The sequence below is a fragment of the Mesorhizobium jarvisii genome, from assembly GCF_003601985.1.
GTDB classification, from domain to species: Bacteria; Pseudomonadota; Alphaproteobacteria; order Rhizobiales; family Rhizobiaceae; genus Mesorhizobium; species Mesorhizobium jarvisii.
Genome location: NZ_QZXA01000013.1, coordinates 1 through 14,654 on the forward strand (window position 1 = coordinate 1; position 14,654 = coordinate 14,654).

14 protein-coding genes are annotated in these 14,654 nt (G+C 63.7%); 7 read left to right on the plus strand and 7 right to left on the minus strand.

Annotation, left to right across the window (positions count from 1 at the left end; translation table 11 throughout):
- The 4 genes from D3242_RS27520 to D3242_RS27535 form a co-directional block, all read right to left on the minus strand.
- The coding region (locus D3242_RS27520; RefSeq protein ID WP_120145549.1) for a MoaD/ThiS family protein at positions 1–238 on the minus strand (238 nt) is incomplete at its 3' end.
- Between the two features lie 167 nt (positions 239–405).
- Positions 406–2,670, minus strand: coding sequence for a xanthine dehydrogenase family protein molybdopterin-binding subunit (locus tag D3242_RS27525; RefSeq protein WP_064985959.1), 2,265 nt, complete (start codon positions 2,668–2,670; stop codon positions 406–408).
- Between the two features lie 2 nt (positions 2,671–2,672).
- The gene (locus D3242_RS27530; protein WP_064985961.1) at positions 2,673–3,149 is read right to left on the minus strand and encodes a (2Fe-2S)-binding protein; all 477 of its coding nucleotides are present in this window, start codon (positions 3,147–3,149) and stop codon (positions 2,673–2,675) included.
- On the minus strand, positions 3,149–4,009 hold the full coding sequence (locus D3242_RS27535; protein WP_064985962.1) for an FAD binding domain-containing protein: 861 nt from the start codon (positions 4,007–4,009) through the stop codon (positions 3,149–3,151). Before D3242_RS27535 ends, D3242_RS27530 begins: the two co-directional genes overlap by 1 nt.
- A 247-nt stretch (positions 4,010–4,256) precedes the next feature.
- On the opposite strand from D3242_RS27535, the gene D3242_RS27540 reads away from it, so the two are divergent.
- The 3 genes from D3242_RS27540 (at position 4,257) to D3242_RS27550 (ending at position 6,477) form a co-directional block, all read left to right on the plus strand.
- On the plus strand, positions 4,257–4,700 hold the full coding sequence (locus D3242_RS27540) for an SRPBCC family protein (RefSeq protein ID WP_038648550.1): 444 nt from the start codon (positions 4,257–4,259) through the stop codon (positions 4,698–4,700).
- Positions 4,701–4,824: 124 nt separating this feature from the next.
- Positions 4,825–5,280, plus strand: a complete 456-nt coding sequence (locus D3242_RS27545; RefSeq protein WP_019859705.1) for a hypothetical protein — start codon at positions 4,825–4,827, stop codon at positions 5,278–5,280.
- A gap of 48 nt (positions 5,281–5,328) precedes the next feature.
- Positions 5,329–6,477, plus strand: a complete 1,149-nt coding sequence (locus tag D3242_RS27550) for an amidohydrolase (protein ID WP_064985964.1) — start codon at positions 5,329–5,331, stop codon at positions 6,475–6,477.
- A 15-nt stretch (positions 6,478–6,492) separates the two neighbouring features.
- Here the strand turns inward: D3242_RS27550 and D3242_RS27555 are convergent, their stop codons facing one another.
- On the minus strand, positions 6,493–8,493 hold the full coding sequence (locus D3242_RS27555) for a putative bifunctional diguanylate cyclase/phosphodiesterase (protein WP_051112836.1): 2,001 nt from the start codon (positions 8,491–8,493) through the stop codon (positions 6,493–6,495).
- A gap of 282 nt (positions 8,494–8,775) precedes the next feature.
- On the opposite strand from D3242_RS27555, the gene D3242_RS27560 reads away from it, so the two are divergent.
- A complete protein-coding gene (locus D3242_RS27560) occupies positions 8,776–9,810 on the plus strand; it encodes a class I SAM-dependent methyltransferase (protein ID WP_064985966.1) in 1,035 nt (344 codons plus the stop codon).
- A 139-nt stretch (positions 9,811–9,949) separates the two neighbouring features.
- Here the strand turns inward: D3242_RS27560 and D3242_RS27565 are convergent, their stop codons facing one another.
- Positions 9,950–10,960, minus strand: a complete 1,011-nt coding sequence (locus tag D3242_RS27565) for a sigma-70 family RNA polymerase sigma factor (protein ID WP_120145550.1) — start codon at positions 10,958–10,960, stop codon at positions 9,950–9,952.
- A gap of 134 nt (positions 10,961–11,094) precedes the next feature.
- On the opposite strand from D3242_RS27565, the gene D3242_RS27570 reads away from it, so the two are divergent.
- The 3 genes from D3242_RS27570 (at position 11,095) to D3242_RS27580 (ending at position 14,241) form a co-directional block, all read left to right on the plus strand.
- The gene (locus tag D3242_RS27570) at positions 11,095–11,685 is read left to right on the plus strand and encodes a dihydrofolate reductase family protein (protein ID WP_038648557.1); all 591 of its coding nucleotides are present in this window, start codon (positions 11,095–11,097) and stop codon (positions 11,683–11,685) included.
- A gap of 290 nt (positions 11,686–11,975) precedes the next feature.
- On the plus strand, positions 11,976–12,788 hold the full coding sequence (locus tag D3242_RS27575; RefSeq protein WP_064986111.1) for a PfkB family carbohydrate kinase: 813 nt from the start codon (positions 11,976–11,978) through the stop codon (positions 12,786–12,788).
- A gap of 226 nt (positions 12,789–13,014) precedes the next feature.
- Positions 13,015–14,241 carry an alpha-D-ribose 1-methylphosphonate 5-triphosphate diphosphatase gene (locus D3242_RS27580; protein ID WP_064985970.1) on the plus strand — a complete coding sequence of 409 codons (1,227 nt, stop codon included), beginning with the start codon at positions 13,015–13,017 and terminating at the stop codon, positions 14,239–14,241.
- 129 nt (positions 14,242–14,370) lie between these two features.
- Here the strand turns inward: D3242_RS27580 and D3242_RS27585 are convergent, their stop codons facing one another.
- A complete protein-coding gene (locus tag D3242_RS27585) occupies positions 14,371–14,571 on the minus strand; it encodes a hypothetical protein (protein WP_064985972.1) in 201 nt (66 codons plus the stop codon).
- Positions 14,572–14,654: the final 83 nt, after the last annotated feature.

The following is a 14,654-nucleotide window of genomic DNA, read 5'->3' on the forward strand; positions in this document are numbered from 1 at the left end:
CCGCCAACCTCGGCAGCAGAAAAATCTCCGCCCCCTCCGGCAGCTTCTTCGACCACGTATCGCGATAGATCGTCCCGTCGATCGCCACCGCAATGCCGCGATCGATCCATGGCTCAAACCCGGGATACCGTTCAGCCAGTTTCCTGAACAGCTCCCTGATGTCCTTGGCTTCGACCTCGACCTTGCTCTTGCCGCCGGCGAGCTGGCCGAGCGGGCCCCAAAGGGTGACTTCGACCATCGCCGCTATGGTGTGCTGATATTCAGGTGAGGCCGGCCTGCAAATGGCAGGTTCCTGCGCTTCCGGTGCTCACGTACTTCAAGTACGCTCCGCTCCGGTTCTCGGAACCCGCCACTTTCGGCTCGGCCTGACCTGAATCTCAACACACCTTACCCCTAGCTTTCGCCCTATTCTCCCCGTTCCGCCTCGATCGCCGCCAGGATGCGCGGCGGCGACATCGGGATGTGGGTCATGCGCACGCCGGCGGCGTTCGACACCGCGTTGGCGATCGCCGCCAGCGGCGGCACGATCGAGGTTTCGCCGACGCCGCGCACGCCATAGGGGTGGTTGGGGTTGGGGATTTCCAGGATCTGCGTGTCGATCATCGGCAGGTCGGAGCACACCGGGATGCGGTAGTCGAGGAAGCCGGCGTTCTGCAGCCGACCGTCCTTGCCGTAAATATACTCCTCGTTGAGCGCCCAGCCGATGCCTTGCGCGGCACCGCCCTGGTACTGGCCCTCGACATAGGTCGGGTGCACCGCCTTGCCGGCATCCTGCACCACCGTGTAGCGGATCACCCGGGTCGAGCCGGTCTCGGGGTCGACCTCGATGTCGCATATATGGGTGGCGAAGGAGACGCCGGCGCCGTCGGCGACGAGCTCGCTGTGGCCGGCGATCGGCCCGCCGGTCTTGCCGGACTGGGCCGCGATCTCCTTCAGCGACAGCTTGCCGAGATTGCCGTGCTTCTCGCGCTTGGCGACCGCATGGCCCTGCTCCCAGATCACGTCGTCGACGGAAATGTCCCACATCTGCGCGGCGCGCTCGCGCAGGATTTTTATCGCGTTGCGGGCGGCCGAGATGGTCGCCATGGAGGAGGAGAAGGTGCCGCGGCTGCCGTCGGTCATGTCGTTGTAACCGAGGGAGGACGTGTCAGCGACGATCGCCTTGAGCTGGCTGTAGTCGATGCCGAGTTCCTCCGCCGCCACCAGCGACAGCGACGCGCGCGAGCCGCCCACGTCCACCGTGCCGACGGCGAGCGACACCGAGCCGTCCATGCCGATGTTGAGGTCCACGCAGGTCTGGCCGCCGAAATTGAACCAGAAGCCGCAGGCCATGCCCCTGCCCTGGTTCTTTTTGAGCGGCGCCTTCATGTGCGGATGGTGCTTCACCGCCTCCAGCGTCGGGCCGATGCCGATCGGGCCATAGACCGGGCCGTAGGACGAGCGCGTGCCTTCCTGCGCGGCGTTCTTGATGCGGAAGTCGACCGGATCCATGCCGAGCTCCTTGGCGAGCTCGTCGACAGCACTTTCCACCGCGAAGGCCGCCATCGGCGCCGACGGCGCACGATAGGCCGCCGTCTTGGGCCGGTTGACCAGCACTTCGTAGCCGACGGTCTTGACGTTATCGAGCTTGTAGCAGGCGAAGGCCGTCATGGCGCCGATCTCGGCCCAGGAGCCGGCATAGGGGCCGGCGCTGTAGCGCAGCGTCGCTTCCGCCGCGGTGATGGTGCCGTCCTTGCGGGCGCCGATCTTGACGTCGATCGAGGTGGCGCTGGTCGGACCCGAGGCGCGAAAGACCTCGTCGCGGGTCATGACAAGCTTCACCGGCCGGCCTGCCTTGCGCGACAGGGCAAGCGCCACCGGCTCGGCCCAGACATGGGTCTTGCCGCCGAAGCCGCCGCCGATCTCGGACGAGGTGACGCGCAGCTTCGAGGCTTCCATGCCGAGCAGCTGGGCGCAATGCTGGCGATAGACGAAATGGCCCTGCGTGCAGACCCAGAGCTCAGCGGTGCCGTCGGACGAGACGCTCGCCACGCAGGCATGCGGCTCGATATAGCCCTGGTGCGTCTGCTCGGTCTTGAAGGAGCGCTCGACGATGAAATCGGCGTGGCCGAAACCCTGATGGACATCGCCGTGGCCGAACTGGCTGCGCTTGGTGACGTTGGAGGGCTTTACCGGCTTTTCCTCCAGCCCCTCGGTGAAGATCGTGTCGTTGATCAGCGGCGCGTGGTACTGCATCGCCTCGTCGACATCGGTGACATGCGGCAGGATTTCGTACTCGACCTCGATCAGCTTCAGCGCTTGCCTTGCCGTGCGGGCATCTATCGCCGCGACCGCGGCCACCGCATGGCCGTCATAGAGCGCCTTGGTGCGCGCCATGCAATTGTCGAGGATGTCGTACATGGCGGCATCGCCATCGGTGAGGTCGGGCAGGTCTTTCGCCGTGATCACCGCCTTCACGCCGTTCAGCTTTTCCGCCTTCGAAATGTCGATCTTGAGGATTTTCGCATGCGCATGCGGGCTGCGCAGCACGCGCCCGACCAGCTGGCCGGCCATGTTGAAGTCGGCGCCATAGCGGGCGCGGCCCGTCACCTTGTCGACGCCGTCGGGGCGGATGGGGCGCGTGCCGACGGATGCGAATTTACGCCCGGAAAAACGCGGATCGAAATTCATCTTCAGGCTCCCTTCATCACAATTGCGGCGTCCTGGACGGCGCGCACGATCTTGTCATAGCCGGTGCAGCGGCAGAGGTTCCCGGCGAGACCGAAGCGGATTTCCTCCTCGGTCGGGTCGGGGTTTTTCGCCAGCAGATCCTTCGCCGCGATCAAAAAACCAGGCGTGCAGATGCCGCATTGCAGCGCCGCGTGCTCGAGGAATTTCTGCTGCAGCGTATGCAGCTGGTCGCCATGCGCCATGCCTTCGACGGTCTCGATGCGCCGGCCTTCGGCCTCGGCGCCAAGCACCAGGCATGAGCAGACCAGCCGGTCGTCGAGGATGACGCTGCAGGCGCCGCAATCGCCGGTGCCGCAGCCTTCCTTGGCGCCGGTCAGGCCGAGCCGGTCGCGCAGCACGTCGAGCAGCGTCTCGTCAGGCTGGCAGAGATATTCGATATTGTCGCCGTTGATTGTCGTCGAGACTGCAATGCCAGCCATTATTTGCCTCCTGCACGTGCGTAGGCGGTCGTTGCGGCACGTCTGGCCAGCACACCCGCGACTTTCCGTCTGAATTCGATGGTACCGCGCTTGTCGTCGATGGGGCGGCAGGCGCCGGCGCAGACTTTGGCCAGCCGCTCGAGAGCTGCCTCGTCGAGCTTCCTGCCGATAAGCGCCTCGGCGGCCTCTTCGACCAGCAGCACGGTCGGTGCCGCCGCGCCCAGCGCCACGCGGGCGGCTGTGACGACGCCATGCTCGTCGATCGTCAGGTTCACCCCGGCGCTGACCACGGCGATGTCCATCTCGGTGCGCGGAATGAAGCGCAGATAGGCATCGCCCGAGCGCGGCGAGCGCTTGTCGAGCAGGATCGCCTCGATGATCTCGCCCTTGGCGAGCGAGGTCTTGCCCGGCGCGGTCGGCACGGCCTCAACGGCAATGGTGCGCTTGCCCGAGGGTCCGGCAATCACCGCCTTGGCGCCCGCGGCCACCAATGCCGGCACGCTGTCGGCGGCCGGCGAGGCGTTGCACAGATTGCCGGTGATGGTGCAGCGACCCTGCACCTGCTTGGAGCCGATCAGCTTGGCCGCCTCGACGACGCCCGGCCATGATTTCTTCAGGGCCGCATTCTCGCCCAGCACGGCGCAGGGAACGGCAGCACCAATGCTGAAGCCGTCGGCGGTTTCGCGGATGTCGCTCAAGCCGGCGATCGACTTGATGTCGACGATCAGGTCGGGCTCGACGAAGCCCCCCTTCATCCTCACAAGGAGGTCACTGCCTCCGGCCAGAATGGCTGATATGCCAGCCGATCCGGCCAATTGGCCGACGGCATCTTCGATTGAAAGCGGACGTATGTAGCGCATCGTCTCCCCTTGGATATCGCGATTTCAGCGACCGTTATAAACACTCTCCTCATAATGGCTATCGGGTTCGTCGTTTGCGACGATTGGTCCAGCCACCGTAAAATCGAGTCCCAAATAGACCTGTTTTGCCCTACGCCTTCGTGACAGGCCCGTGGCCGGGTTCTCGAAAAATTTGCGAGCCCGTGTCGGATCGGTCAAGCCCCGTTCGTCCTTGGGACATCGAACTGGCATCATGAAAGGACACGATATGCCCGGTACCGTACGTTTGCACCGCGTTCTCACCACCAGCCCGCAAAAGGTCTATCGCGCCTTCGTCGAAGCCGACGCGCTGGCCAAATGGCTTCCGCCTAACGGCTTCACCTGCACGGTCGATCATCTCGAGGCCAAGGTCGGAGGCACGTTCAAGATGTCGTTCCGCAACTTCACCACCGGCGGCAGCCATGCCTTCGGCGGCGAATATCTCGAACTCGTCCCGGGCGAGCGCCTGCGCTACACCGACAGGTTCGACGACCCCAATTTGCCCGGCGAGATCCAGGTGACCGTGATCCTGAAAAAGGTGTCGGTCGGCACCGAGATCGACATCACCCAGGCCGGCATTCCCGACGTCATCCCGGTCGAGGCCTGCTATCTCGGCTGGCAGGAGTCGCTGCGGAACCTGGCAAAGCTGGTCGAGCCGGAGATCAATCAGTAAGGCCAGTCCAGAAACTGCGTAGCGCCGCCGCCGATGACATGCCCATCGGCGGCGGTTGTGCGTCGAGGGCCTTGACCGTGCGATCGCGTGCGTGAAATCCTCCCGGCCAAAGGGAGGATTTTTCATGCGACGTCTTCTGCTCGTGCTTCCCGCCCTGCTACTGGCCACCTCCGCCGAAGCCAGGACCATCTACTACGGCAACAAGGTGGGAATGGAACTCACCATCGTCAAAAGGTCGGGCATCGGCTCCGAGCACGCCAGCATCCTGGCCAAGCACAACAGGCAGAAGGCCGGCGTCTACTGCCGCGAATATGGCCACGATTTCTCCCAGGAGTGCATAGACGCGGAAATGAAGTCGCCGCTGCATTTCGAGATCACCGCCAACTGCAAGACCGGCAAATTCACCACTTTCTATGGCGGCAACATGCTGTTCCAGGGCCGCAACAAGGGCAGTGAGGTGACCACGGATTACCTGATCACATCGATCGATGACAATGTGGTGCTCGATGGCTCCGGCGCCTCGTCATACGATGTGACGCTGGACCAGTTCAAAGCGCTCTGCCCCAATCGCGTGCGCTAGCGGCGTTTGCGACACTGTGCCGATCGGAACAAACGGAGGCGCAAACGCATGACCCTGACCAACCGGGATATCGTCGAGCTGACCGAATGGCGGCGCAAGCTGCACCGGCAGCCGGAAATCTCCAATGAGGAGGAAAAGACCGCGAAGGAAGTCGTCTCCTTCCTCGCCGACACCGGGCCGGACAAGGTCCTGACCGGCCTCGGCGGGCATGGCGTGGCGGCCGTCTACGACAGCGGCAAGGCCGGGCCGACCGTGCTGTTCCGCTCCGAACTCGACGCGCTGCCGATCGAGGAACTTTCCGGCGTGCCGCATGCCTCGCAAGTGCCGGGGAAGTCGCATATGTGCGGCCATGACGGGCACACCGCGATCCTGGCCGCCCTTGGCCGCCAGCTCGGGCGCGAGCGCCCGGCCAGCGGCCGCGTCGTGCTGATGTTCCAACCGGCGGAAGAGACCGGCAATGGTGCTGCCGGCGTCGTCGCCGATCCGCGTTATGGCGAGATCGCGCCGGATTTCGCCTTCTCGCTGCACAACCTGCCCGGCGTGCCGTTCGGCGAGGTCAGGCTCAAGCCCGGCGTGGTCAACTGCGCCTCGCGCGGCATGCGCATCGTGCTCGAGGGCAAGACCGCGCATTCCTCCATGCCCGAGACCGGCATTTCGCCGATGCCGGCGATCTCGGAGCTGATGCCGGCGCTGCCCGCGCTCGGCCGCGCCACCTTCGCCGACGACGATTTTTCCATGGTCACCGTCACCCATGCCGCGATGGGCGAAGCCGTGTTCGGCATCGCGCCCGCGCATGCCGAGGTGTGGGCGACGCTGCGCACCCGCCGCGACGAGCGCATGGCGGATCTGTGCGCCGCGGCGCAAGCGCTGGTCACCGAGATCGCGGCCCGCCATCGCCTCTCCGCACGCTGGGATTATCACGAGATCTTCGTCGCCAGCGTCAACGCGCCGGACGCGGTGGAGCACCTGCAACGCGCGCTCGACGAGGAAGGCGTCGTGCATGGGCAGGAAGCCCTGCCGATGCGCGCCTCGGAAGATTTCGGCCTGTTCGGCCACAGCGCCTCATCGGCGATGTTCTTCCTCGGTGCCGGCGAACGGCACCCTTCCCTGCACAATCCCGACTATGATTTTCCCGACGACCTGATCCCGATCGGCTCGAGGATCTTCATGCGCACGGCGCGCAATCTGCTGGGGTGAGTTCGCCCGCCTCTGTTATGCGGACCTGAGGAACGGACGCTTCTGGACGCCCCGCCTTGCCTGGAAGCTCGCGGCAGGAACCGGACGGCCAACGCGAAAACCCTGGATCCTGTCGATGCCGAACTCGCGCATCAGCGCGATCTGCTCGTCGGTTTCCACGCCTTCGACCAGGATCTGGTGGCCGCGATTGCGCACCAGCGCGATGATGTCCTGCAGCATGGCCATGCCTTTCGGCGTGCCGCAATCGTGCAGGAACGAGCGGTCGATCTTCACCGTGTCGAAATCGATCAGACGCAGCCACGAAAGGCCGGCGAAGCCGGTGCCGAAATCGTCGAGCCAGATCTTGATGCCAAGCAGCTTCAGGTCGCTGATGCAGCGCAGGATGTCCGAGTGCATCTCCATCTCGAGACCTTCGGTGATCTCGAAGGCCAGCCTGTTGCCGGTCACGCCCGTCTCGCCCAGAATGGTCGCGACGGACGCGGCGAAGCCAGGCGTCTTGAGCTGGATCGGCGAGACGTTGACACTGACGAGAGGGACGTGATCGTCCGCCAGCAGCTCGGTGCACACCGTCCGTATTGCCCAGCGGCCGAGTTCCAGGATCGCGCCGGTGCGTTCCGCCACGGGAATGAACAGGCTCGGTGGAACCAGGGTTCCGTCCAGCATCTTGAGACGCATCAGCGCCTCCACCGCTTCGACGCGGCCCGACACGACATCCTGGATGGGCTGGTAGACGAGTGAAACGAGGCCCTGGCCGATCGCGATCTTCAGCAGCGCCGCGAGGTTCTCGCTCTCGTCGCTGCTCTGCGGATCGGTCGGGTCGAACAGCCTGGCACAATTGCGGCCGCTGGCCTTCGCCAGATAGAGCGCGCGATCCGCCTCGTGGATGATCTTCTCCAGCTTGGCGCCGGCCTGCGTCCTGGTGAACGCAGCACCCACGCTCGCCGTCACGATCGAAATACCGTCGCGCCGCAACTCATGGGTGATCGCCAGGGTCTCCACCGTGCGGCAAATGGCTTCCGCCAGTTCCGCGACCTGGTCCTTCTTGTCCATGCGGGCGAGCACGATGAATTCCTCGCCGCCATAACGCCCGATCGAGCCATTGTAGTCCCTGATCAGGTCGCTCAGCGCGTTGGCGACATGGATCAGGCAGCGGTCGCCTTCCTGGTGGCCGTAGCAGTCGTTGAACTTCTTGAAGAAGTCGACATCGATGAGGATGGCCGCGAAGCCGTTGCCAAGCTTCTGCCAGTCGCTCCAGTAATCGCGCAGCTTCTCGTCGATCGCGCGCCGGTTTTCCAGGCCGGTGAGCGGATCCGTCCGCGACAGTCTGAGCAGGGCCTTGCCGCGTTCGGTGGCCTCCTTGTGCTGGATCTTGGCTTCCAGCGCGTTCAGGAAGACGTTGTAGCGCTCCTCATTCAGCTTCCAGTTCACATAGGAGGTGAAGGTGAAGCACGAAACATAGAACGTCCCGAACACCATCTTGTATGTCAGCGAGGCGGGCAGGAAATAGTTCACCACGTACAGGATGCACAATATGATCGTCGACGTTATGATCGACACTTTGAAGCTGAACGTGAAAAATAGATTGGCACTCATCATGAAAATGGTGCCGAACACCATGTAGTAGGCAACGGTTTCCTTGTTGGCGCCCAGGGATGCCGGGAACAACCAGCCGACATAGCCGAAGATGATCGCCGCGGCGCAGGTCACGTCGAGCCACTCCGTCGCCACGCCCCGGCGAAGCTGTGCTTCCAGGGTCAGCAGAGCGGCCAATCCGACCGCGAAGCGCGCCGTGATCGTGTAGGCCGCCACGTCAGGTATCAGCAGCAGGTCCGATACCGAAAACAGCACGTAGATGACGACGGCGATCCAGAGCCCAGGCCTGGCGTCTTTCCGTCGCTTCGCCAGGGCTTCGGCGCGGTAAAGGATGCGCAGTTCCGCCGCCCCCAGTTCCTGGCGCGGATCATACGGCTCCACATCAACCGTATCGGCCGATCTGGACGACGCGCGTTCGCTCACAAATCCCAGTGTTGGGGGATTTTGCGCTCCGAACTCTTTTCCAGCTTCTGCCCCCACGCAGGACGACTCCTTGGGACGCGACACGATTGCCACGCGGTAAAATGCGATGGCGCCAGACAAGTTTGCGTTAACTCGAACCCAGAATCTTATCTGCAAGATCGCTAATAAATTGAGATGGTTAGCGGGAAATTAATCATAACAATAAAATGCGTCCGAAGCGCCGTTGGCAAATGGAGCATTCTACGCAATAAGTTAACTGACTGTTAACCAAGGAGTCCTGGTGTGCAAACCGTGTTTGATGGCCAAAGCCTGATTACCGCAGAAATCATCGCCGACAGTCTGCGCCGAGGTAAGCTCAAGCATCATGGCGAAGAGTTCGAAACCGCCCGCGCGGAACTGGCACTGATCCTCCACGCCACACAGCAGCAGATCGAGCAGCAAAAGTATCCCGCCGAGATCGTTCGCCGGCTGTTGTCGATGCTCAGCGGGTTGCGGGCCAAGGTGCATTCGGACGTCTGGCAGGCCTTGATACCGGTGGCGCAGAACCACCCGATCCTGGAGTATTTTCTCCAGGATCCGCTGACGCACTGGTCGTTCACCAAGCCCAGGGGCTATTCCGGCGACGCGCAGCTGCTCGACTACATCTATTGCGACCCGCACGTGGCCGAGAGCGTGGCCAGCGCCTCGGAGATCGGCAAGGCGCTTTACAGCCATACCCAGAACGTTCCGTCATGCGTGGCGGCACGCGAACGGCGTAATCTCCTGACCCGCTATGTCGACGAGACGGCGGCCAAGAACGGACCCGAAACCGAGGTGCTCGCCATCGCCGCAGGCCATCTGCGCGAAGCCAACCGCTCCGTCGCCTTGGCCGAGGGCGGTCTCAAGCGCTGGGTCGCGCTCGACCAGGACCCGCAAAGCGTCGGGCTGATCGCACGCGACTTCCAAGGCACCGCGGTCGAGGCCATCGACGGCTCGGTGCGGACCGTGCTGACGCGGGGCCACAAGCTCGGCAAGTTCGATCTCATCTACGCCTCGGGCCTCTACGACTACCTCCAGCACAATGTCGCCGTGAAACTCACCAAGACCTGCCTGCAGATGCTGAAGCCGAACGGCACATTCCTGTTCGCCAACTACGCCGAGGGCACCCCTGACGCCGGCTACCGGGAAACCTTCATGGACTGGGTGCTGCTGCTGCGCTCGGAGGTCGACATGTGGAACATCGTCAACGCCAGCGTCGACCGCAACGCGGTGGAGGCCAAGGTGTTCTTCGGCGAGAACCGCAACGTCCTGTATGCGGTGATTGAAAAGCGGGGATAGGCGGACCGAGCTGGAATCCAGGGAGTGCCCGCGTGACTTGTCGGCTTGGTCCAAAGGTGACCTTCGTCCCCTGGCCGATTTCCGCCTCATCGCGGCGATGGGAAGCCCTGAGCGGTTCTGCGGTCAGGCCGAAGGCGATCTACTGTGCACCCGGGAGGGATTGCGGCAGGCCGAATTTGGGCAGGACCGTCTTTTCGAAGGCGGTCATGGCGCAGACTCTGTCGCCGGCGAGAGCCAGCACGAAGAGGCCTGAACCGTGGATACCTGTGGGGGTATGCCGGTAGACGCCGAATGCCGGCTGACAATTGGCGCGCGTCGGCACCAGTTCGTATCTCCGTCCCGAGCCGAAGATGGGGGCAAAGAAGCGGGCCACAATGTCTCGGCCCCGATATTCCAGCGGCACCGGCGGCATCGACAGGAAGACGTCGTCGGTCAACAGAGCCACCATCGCATCGATGTCGGCGGATTCGTAGGCGCTGACGAACTTCGCCACGATCGCGTCCTCGCCAGGTGAGTTGCCGGCTGGCGGCGGCTCTCGGTCAGTGGTTACCGGCAGTCGGCGCTGCATTCCCGCACGCGCGCGTTTGAGAGCGCTTTTGACCGATTCAACTGACGTGTCCAGCATGTCGGCGACCTCGTGCGCGTGGAATCCAAGGACATCGCGCAGGATGAGGACGGCGAGCTGGCGAGGCGGCAGGATCTGCAGGGCGGTCACAAAGGCCAGGGAAATGGATTCGGTCTGCTCGTAGCGCGCCTCCGGACCGAGCGGCACGCTGATCGCGCCGTCCAGAAGGGCGTCGGGATAGGGCTCGAGCCAGGGAATTTCGCCGAGTCCAGTGGGTTCGGGCGGTTCGATACCCGGGATATCCCACTGCTTTGCAGGACGTCGGCGAGCGGAGCGCAGCACGTCGAGGCAGCGGTTGGTGGCGATGCGGTACAGCCAGGTGCGAAGCGAGGCACGTCCGTCGAAACGTTCGAGACCTCGCCAGGCAGCGAGCATCGTGTCCTGGAGAGCGTCCTCGGCATCCTGAAACGATCCGAGCATCCGGTAGCAGTGCACCTGCAGCTCGCGACGATGCGGCTCGGTCAGTGCCCGGAATGCCTCGCCGTCGCCGCTCCGCGCCCTCGACATCAGGTCCGTTCTCGCCAACGCCACGCCTCCTTCTGTGCAGTTCCATACTGTATGGACGCCGGCCAGGGCTCAAAAGGGGCGGTCGCGGAGCGCCCCCTTTTGCGATGCCGCGGCGTCTACACCAGCGACAATATCGTCAAAGGAGCACCGAAATGGGAAAGATCGTCATCAGCACAAATGCCACACTCGATGGAGTGGTCCAGGATCCGGACGGCCAGGAAGGCTTCGAGCTGGGTGGCTGGTTCCGCCAGTCCGCAGGGGCCAAGGACCTCGAAGACTGGACCGCCAACGAGACGGAGGAAGTGCTGGGTGCCGAGGCGCTGCTGCTGGGCAGGCGCAGCTTCGAGTGGTTCGCGTCCCGGACGCCCTTTATGGACGTCCGCGTAGGCAGCAAGTGGGCGGCCAGAATGAACGGCATCCCCAAATACGTCGTGTCCTCGACACTCGACCATCCTCAGTGGAGCAACACCACGGTCCTCAATGGCGATGCGGTAAAGGAGATTTCGGCGCTGAAGCGGAAAGTGGACGGGGAAATCCTGGTCTATGCCAGCTATCAGCTGGTGCGCACACTGATAGAACAGAACCTGGCCGATGAACTGCGGCTGACAGTGTTCCCGGTCGTGCTGGGAACCGGCCAGCGTCTCTTCGACGAGACCAGCGACAAGAAGCCGCTGCAACTGGTCAACACACGAAAGATCGGTGACGGCCTGGTGTCCCAGGCCTACGAATTCGTGCAGGGCTGACGGCTGAAGACGGCGACGAAGTCGCGTTGGTCGGTGTTGAAGCAGTGTCCCCCGTTTTCACGGAATTTGGGGAGACGCTTGGTGGCGGTGCGCGCGGAGAGCGCAAGCCCATGGCGTGGACGGTGTCTGCGTCCACGCCGACGCCGGAGCGCCTGACAAAGAAGCGAAAGAAGCGCTTGTCGACGGTGACGCCGACCCCGGTCATAGTACGCCAAGAGCGTGCCCGCGCGGCCTCATCGCCGATGCACTGGCGCCAGGCCTGGGCAACCGAAGACCGAAAGCGGGGGAACATGAGCACAGTCATCGTTGTCGGCCACGTCAATCACGACCAGGTCTGGTCGCTGTCATCGCCCCTCGCCTCGGGCTCGCGCATCACCTATTCCGATCGGGTTGTCAGGCTTGGCGGCGGCGGCTTCCACACCGGCACGCAGTTGGCGAAGCTGGGCAACAATGTCCGGCTGATCAGCAATCTGATGGACGACGACCATGGCCGGGAAGCACTCGCCAAATTGCAGGCGAGCGGCATCGACACCGGCTACGTCACCCTATGGCCCGGTGAAACCCGGTTCACCGAAATCCTGCTCGAGCCGAACGGTGAGCGCACCATTTTGAACCCCGGCGGCCAGCTGCGTCCTCCCTTCGCCGCGCCGGAGCCTGTCAGGGGCGACGCCGCCTATCTCAACGCCCTGGTGCTCGACGACGGCCTCGTCGCCTCGCTGCGGACGATCCCGCTTGTCGTCTCGCAGTTTCCGCTGCGCAGCGCCTCGAACCGCCCGGCCGACATTGTCATCGGATCGCGCGCCGACTTTCCCGGCGAGGACACGCGAGGGATCTGGGAGCGAGCGTCGCCGATTGCCGGGCCTCGCCTGAGGACACTGGTGCTGACCGACGGACTGCGCCCAATCTCGCTTTATGACGGCAAGACACTCAATCACGTCACGCCGCTGAAGCAGGTTTCCGTGCCCGACACGATCGGCGCCGGCGACTGCTTCACCGGGATCTTCCTGCACGGCCTGCTGCAGGGGCTGAGTTTGGAGCTTTCCGCCGAACGGGCCAGCCAGCAAACCGCCGAATGGCTGTCGGAACGGGCTTGCACCGGCTGAGGCAGGCACTCCGGGAAACGCCGGCTTTCATGAAAATGTCATAAAAATCAAATGGAAACCGGCATTCGAGTGAACTAGAAAACATGTCCTGGAGAGATCCTGATTGAGGCGTCGGCAAGCCGGTGCATCATCGCCATGATCGGCGTCGTCCATCGCCCCAACGATGTCGCCGACCTTGTCGCCCGCGAAATCCACCTTGAAATCGCTGCCTTGCAAGAGACATGACATGTGGCTGAGTGAATTCGAAATTGTCCTGCGCGACCGCGTCATCCCGAACGGCGCCGTCAGGATCGAGAACGGCCGGATCGCCGAGATCCGCGAGAAGCCTGTCGGGCATGCCGATATCGAGGGTGGCGGCCGCCTGCTGCTGCCCGGCTTCATCGACATGCATGGCGACATGGTGGAGAGGGAAGTCGAGCCGCGCATCGGCGTGCACGTGCCGATGCGGATCGGCATTGCAGAGCTCGACAAGAAGCTCGCCTCCTGCGGCATCACCACGGCCTATGCCGCGCTTTCCTTCATCGGCGCCAGCGTCACCAGCGGCGTGCTGCGCTCGCAAGACCATACGACTGATATCATCGACACCATTGCCGGGATGAAGGACCATTTGTTGGTCGACCACCGCATCCACGCCCGCTTCGAAGTGACCTTCACCCCGGCGATTCCCACGCTGCAGAAGCTGATGGACGCCGGCAGGCTGCATTTGATCTCGCTGATGGACCACACGCCCGGACAGGGCCAGTACCGCGACGTCGAGCTCTACATCGCCCGCATCGCCAAGGAGCGCGGCATGACCGTTGCCGCGGCCTCCGAGGTCGTCGGCAAGCGCATGGCGGGCCGCAATGGCCAGGGCGATGTGCTGAACGCCCTGCAGGACCTGTCGGCGCGTGCCCGGGCCGTCGGCATCGTGCTCGCCTCGCATGACGACGACACGCTGGAAAAGGTCGAACTGGTGCATGGCCTGGGCGCAGCGCTCTCAGAATTCCCGGTGACCCTGGGAGCCGCACAGGAAGCCCGCAGGCTGGGCATGCATACCGCCATGGGGGCGCCCAACGCACTGCGCGGCGAGTCCTATTCCGGCAATCTTTCCGCCCGGCAGGCCTATGAAGCCGGGCTGCTCGACATGTTGGCCAGTGACTATCATCCGGCCTCCATCCTGCCGGCCGTGCTCGGCCTGTCGGAACTGCGGGGCGATGGCCTCGCGGCGGCGGCGGCGCTGACAAGCGCCAACCCGGCCAACGCCCTGGGGCTCACCGATCGCGGCGTCATCGAGCCCGGCCTTCTGGCCGATTTCGTGGTGGCCGACCGCCATCCCGTGCCACGCGTCCGCGCCACCTTCCGTGCCGGCCGCATGATCTACGGTGATGGCACGCTTGCACCAGCCGGCAAAGCAGAACGCCTTGGCCCGGTCGCGGCTGAACGGCTACCCGCTGCCGCCCGGGAAAGCGCGTAGCGCTTTCCGGTTGGGAATTGCGTCAAAAACAAAGAGACGGAGCCTGAGCAAATTCCAGGAAGAGTGCAGGCCTGCTTTCCCGCAGGAATTGCGTTGGAGGGGTTTGCGCTTTCGAGACAAGGTTAAGCTCTAAACGTCGAGCACGACCATCATGCCGCGCACCTCGGCCATTTCCAGCAGCATGTCCTGCAGGGTTTCGATGGTGAGCGCCGCGCCGGTCACTGCCAGCAACTCTGTGATACTCTCTCTCATGGAAATGACCGCGACTCCGGTCTTCTCGGATAACAGCCGTCCGATGGCTGCGCGGATCAGGGCATTCTGGTCAGGCATGATTCCCCTTTCATGCTGGATGACGGTATTAAGTCTTCTCAAACGGCACGCTTTTTTGCACAACCTCTGCGAGCTTTAGCCTG

Excerpts from the sequence above, each read along its gene's own strand:
- D3242_RS27525 (WP_064985959.1), bottom strand. The coding sequence starts at position 2,670 with ATGAATTTCGATCCGCGTTTTTCCGGGCGTAAATTCGCATCCGTCGGC.
- D3242_RS27530 (WP_064985961.1), bottom strand. The coding sequence starts at position 3,149 with ATGGCTGGCATTGCAGTCTCGACGACAATCAACGGCGACAATATCGAA.
- D3242_RS27535 (WP_064985962.1), bottom strand. The coding sequence starts at position 4,009 with ATGCGCTACATACGTCCGCTTTCAATCGAAGATGCCGTCGGCCAATTG.
- D3242_RS27540 (WP_038648550.1), top strand. The coding sequence starts at position 4,257 with ATGCCCGGTACCGTACGTTTGCACCGCGTTCTCACCACCAGCCCGCAA.
- D3242_RS27545 (WP_019859705.1), top strand. The coding sequence starts at position 4,825 with ATGCGACGTCTTCTGCTCGTGCTTCCCGCCCTGCTACTGGCCACCTCC.
- D3242_RS27550 (WP_064985964.1), top strand. The coding sequence starts at position 5,329 with ATGACCCTGACCAACCGGGATATCGTCGAGCTGACCGAATGGCGGCGC.
- D3242_RS27570 (WP_038648557.1), top strand. The coding sequence starts at position 11,095 with ATGGGAAAGATCGTCATCAGCACAAATGCCACACTCGATGGAGTGGTC.
- D3242_RS27575 (WP_064986111.1), top strand. The coding sequence starts at position 11,976 with ATGAGCACAGTCATCGTTGTCGGCCACGTCAATCACGACCAGGTCTGG.
- D3242_RS27580 (WP_064985970.1), top strand. The coding sequence starts at position 13,015 with ATGTGGCTGAGTGAATTCGAAATTGTCCTGCGCGACCGCGTCATCCCG.
- D3242_RS27585 (WP_064985972.1), bottom strand. The coding sequence starts at position 14,571 with ATGCCTGACCAGAATGCCCTGATCCGCGCAGCCATCGGACGGCTGTTA.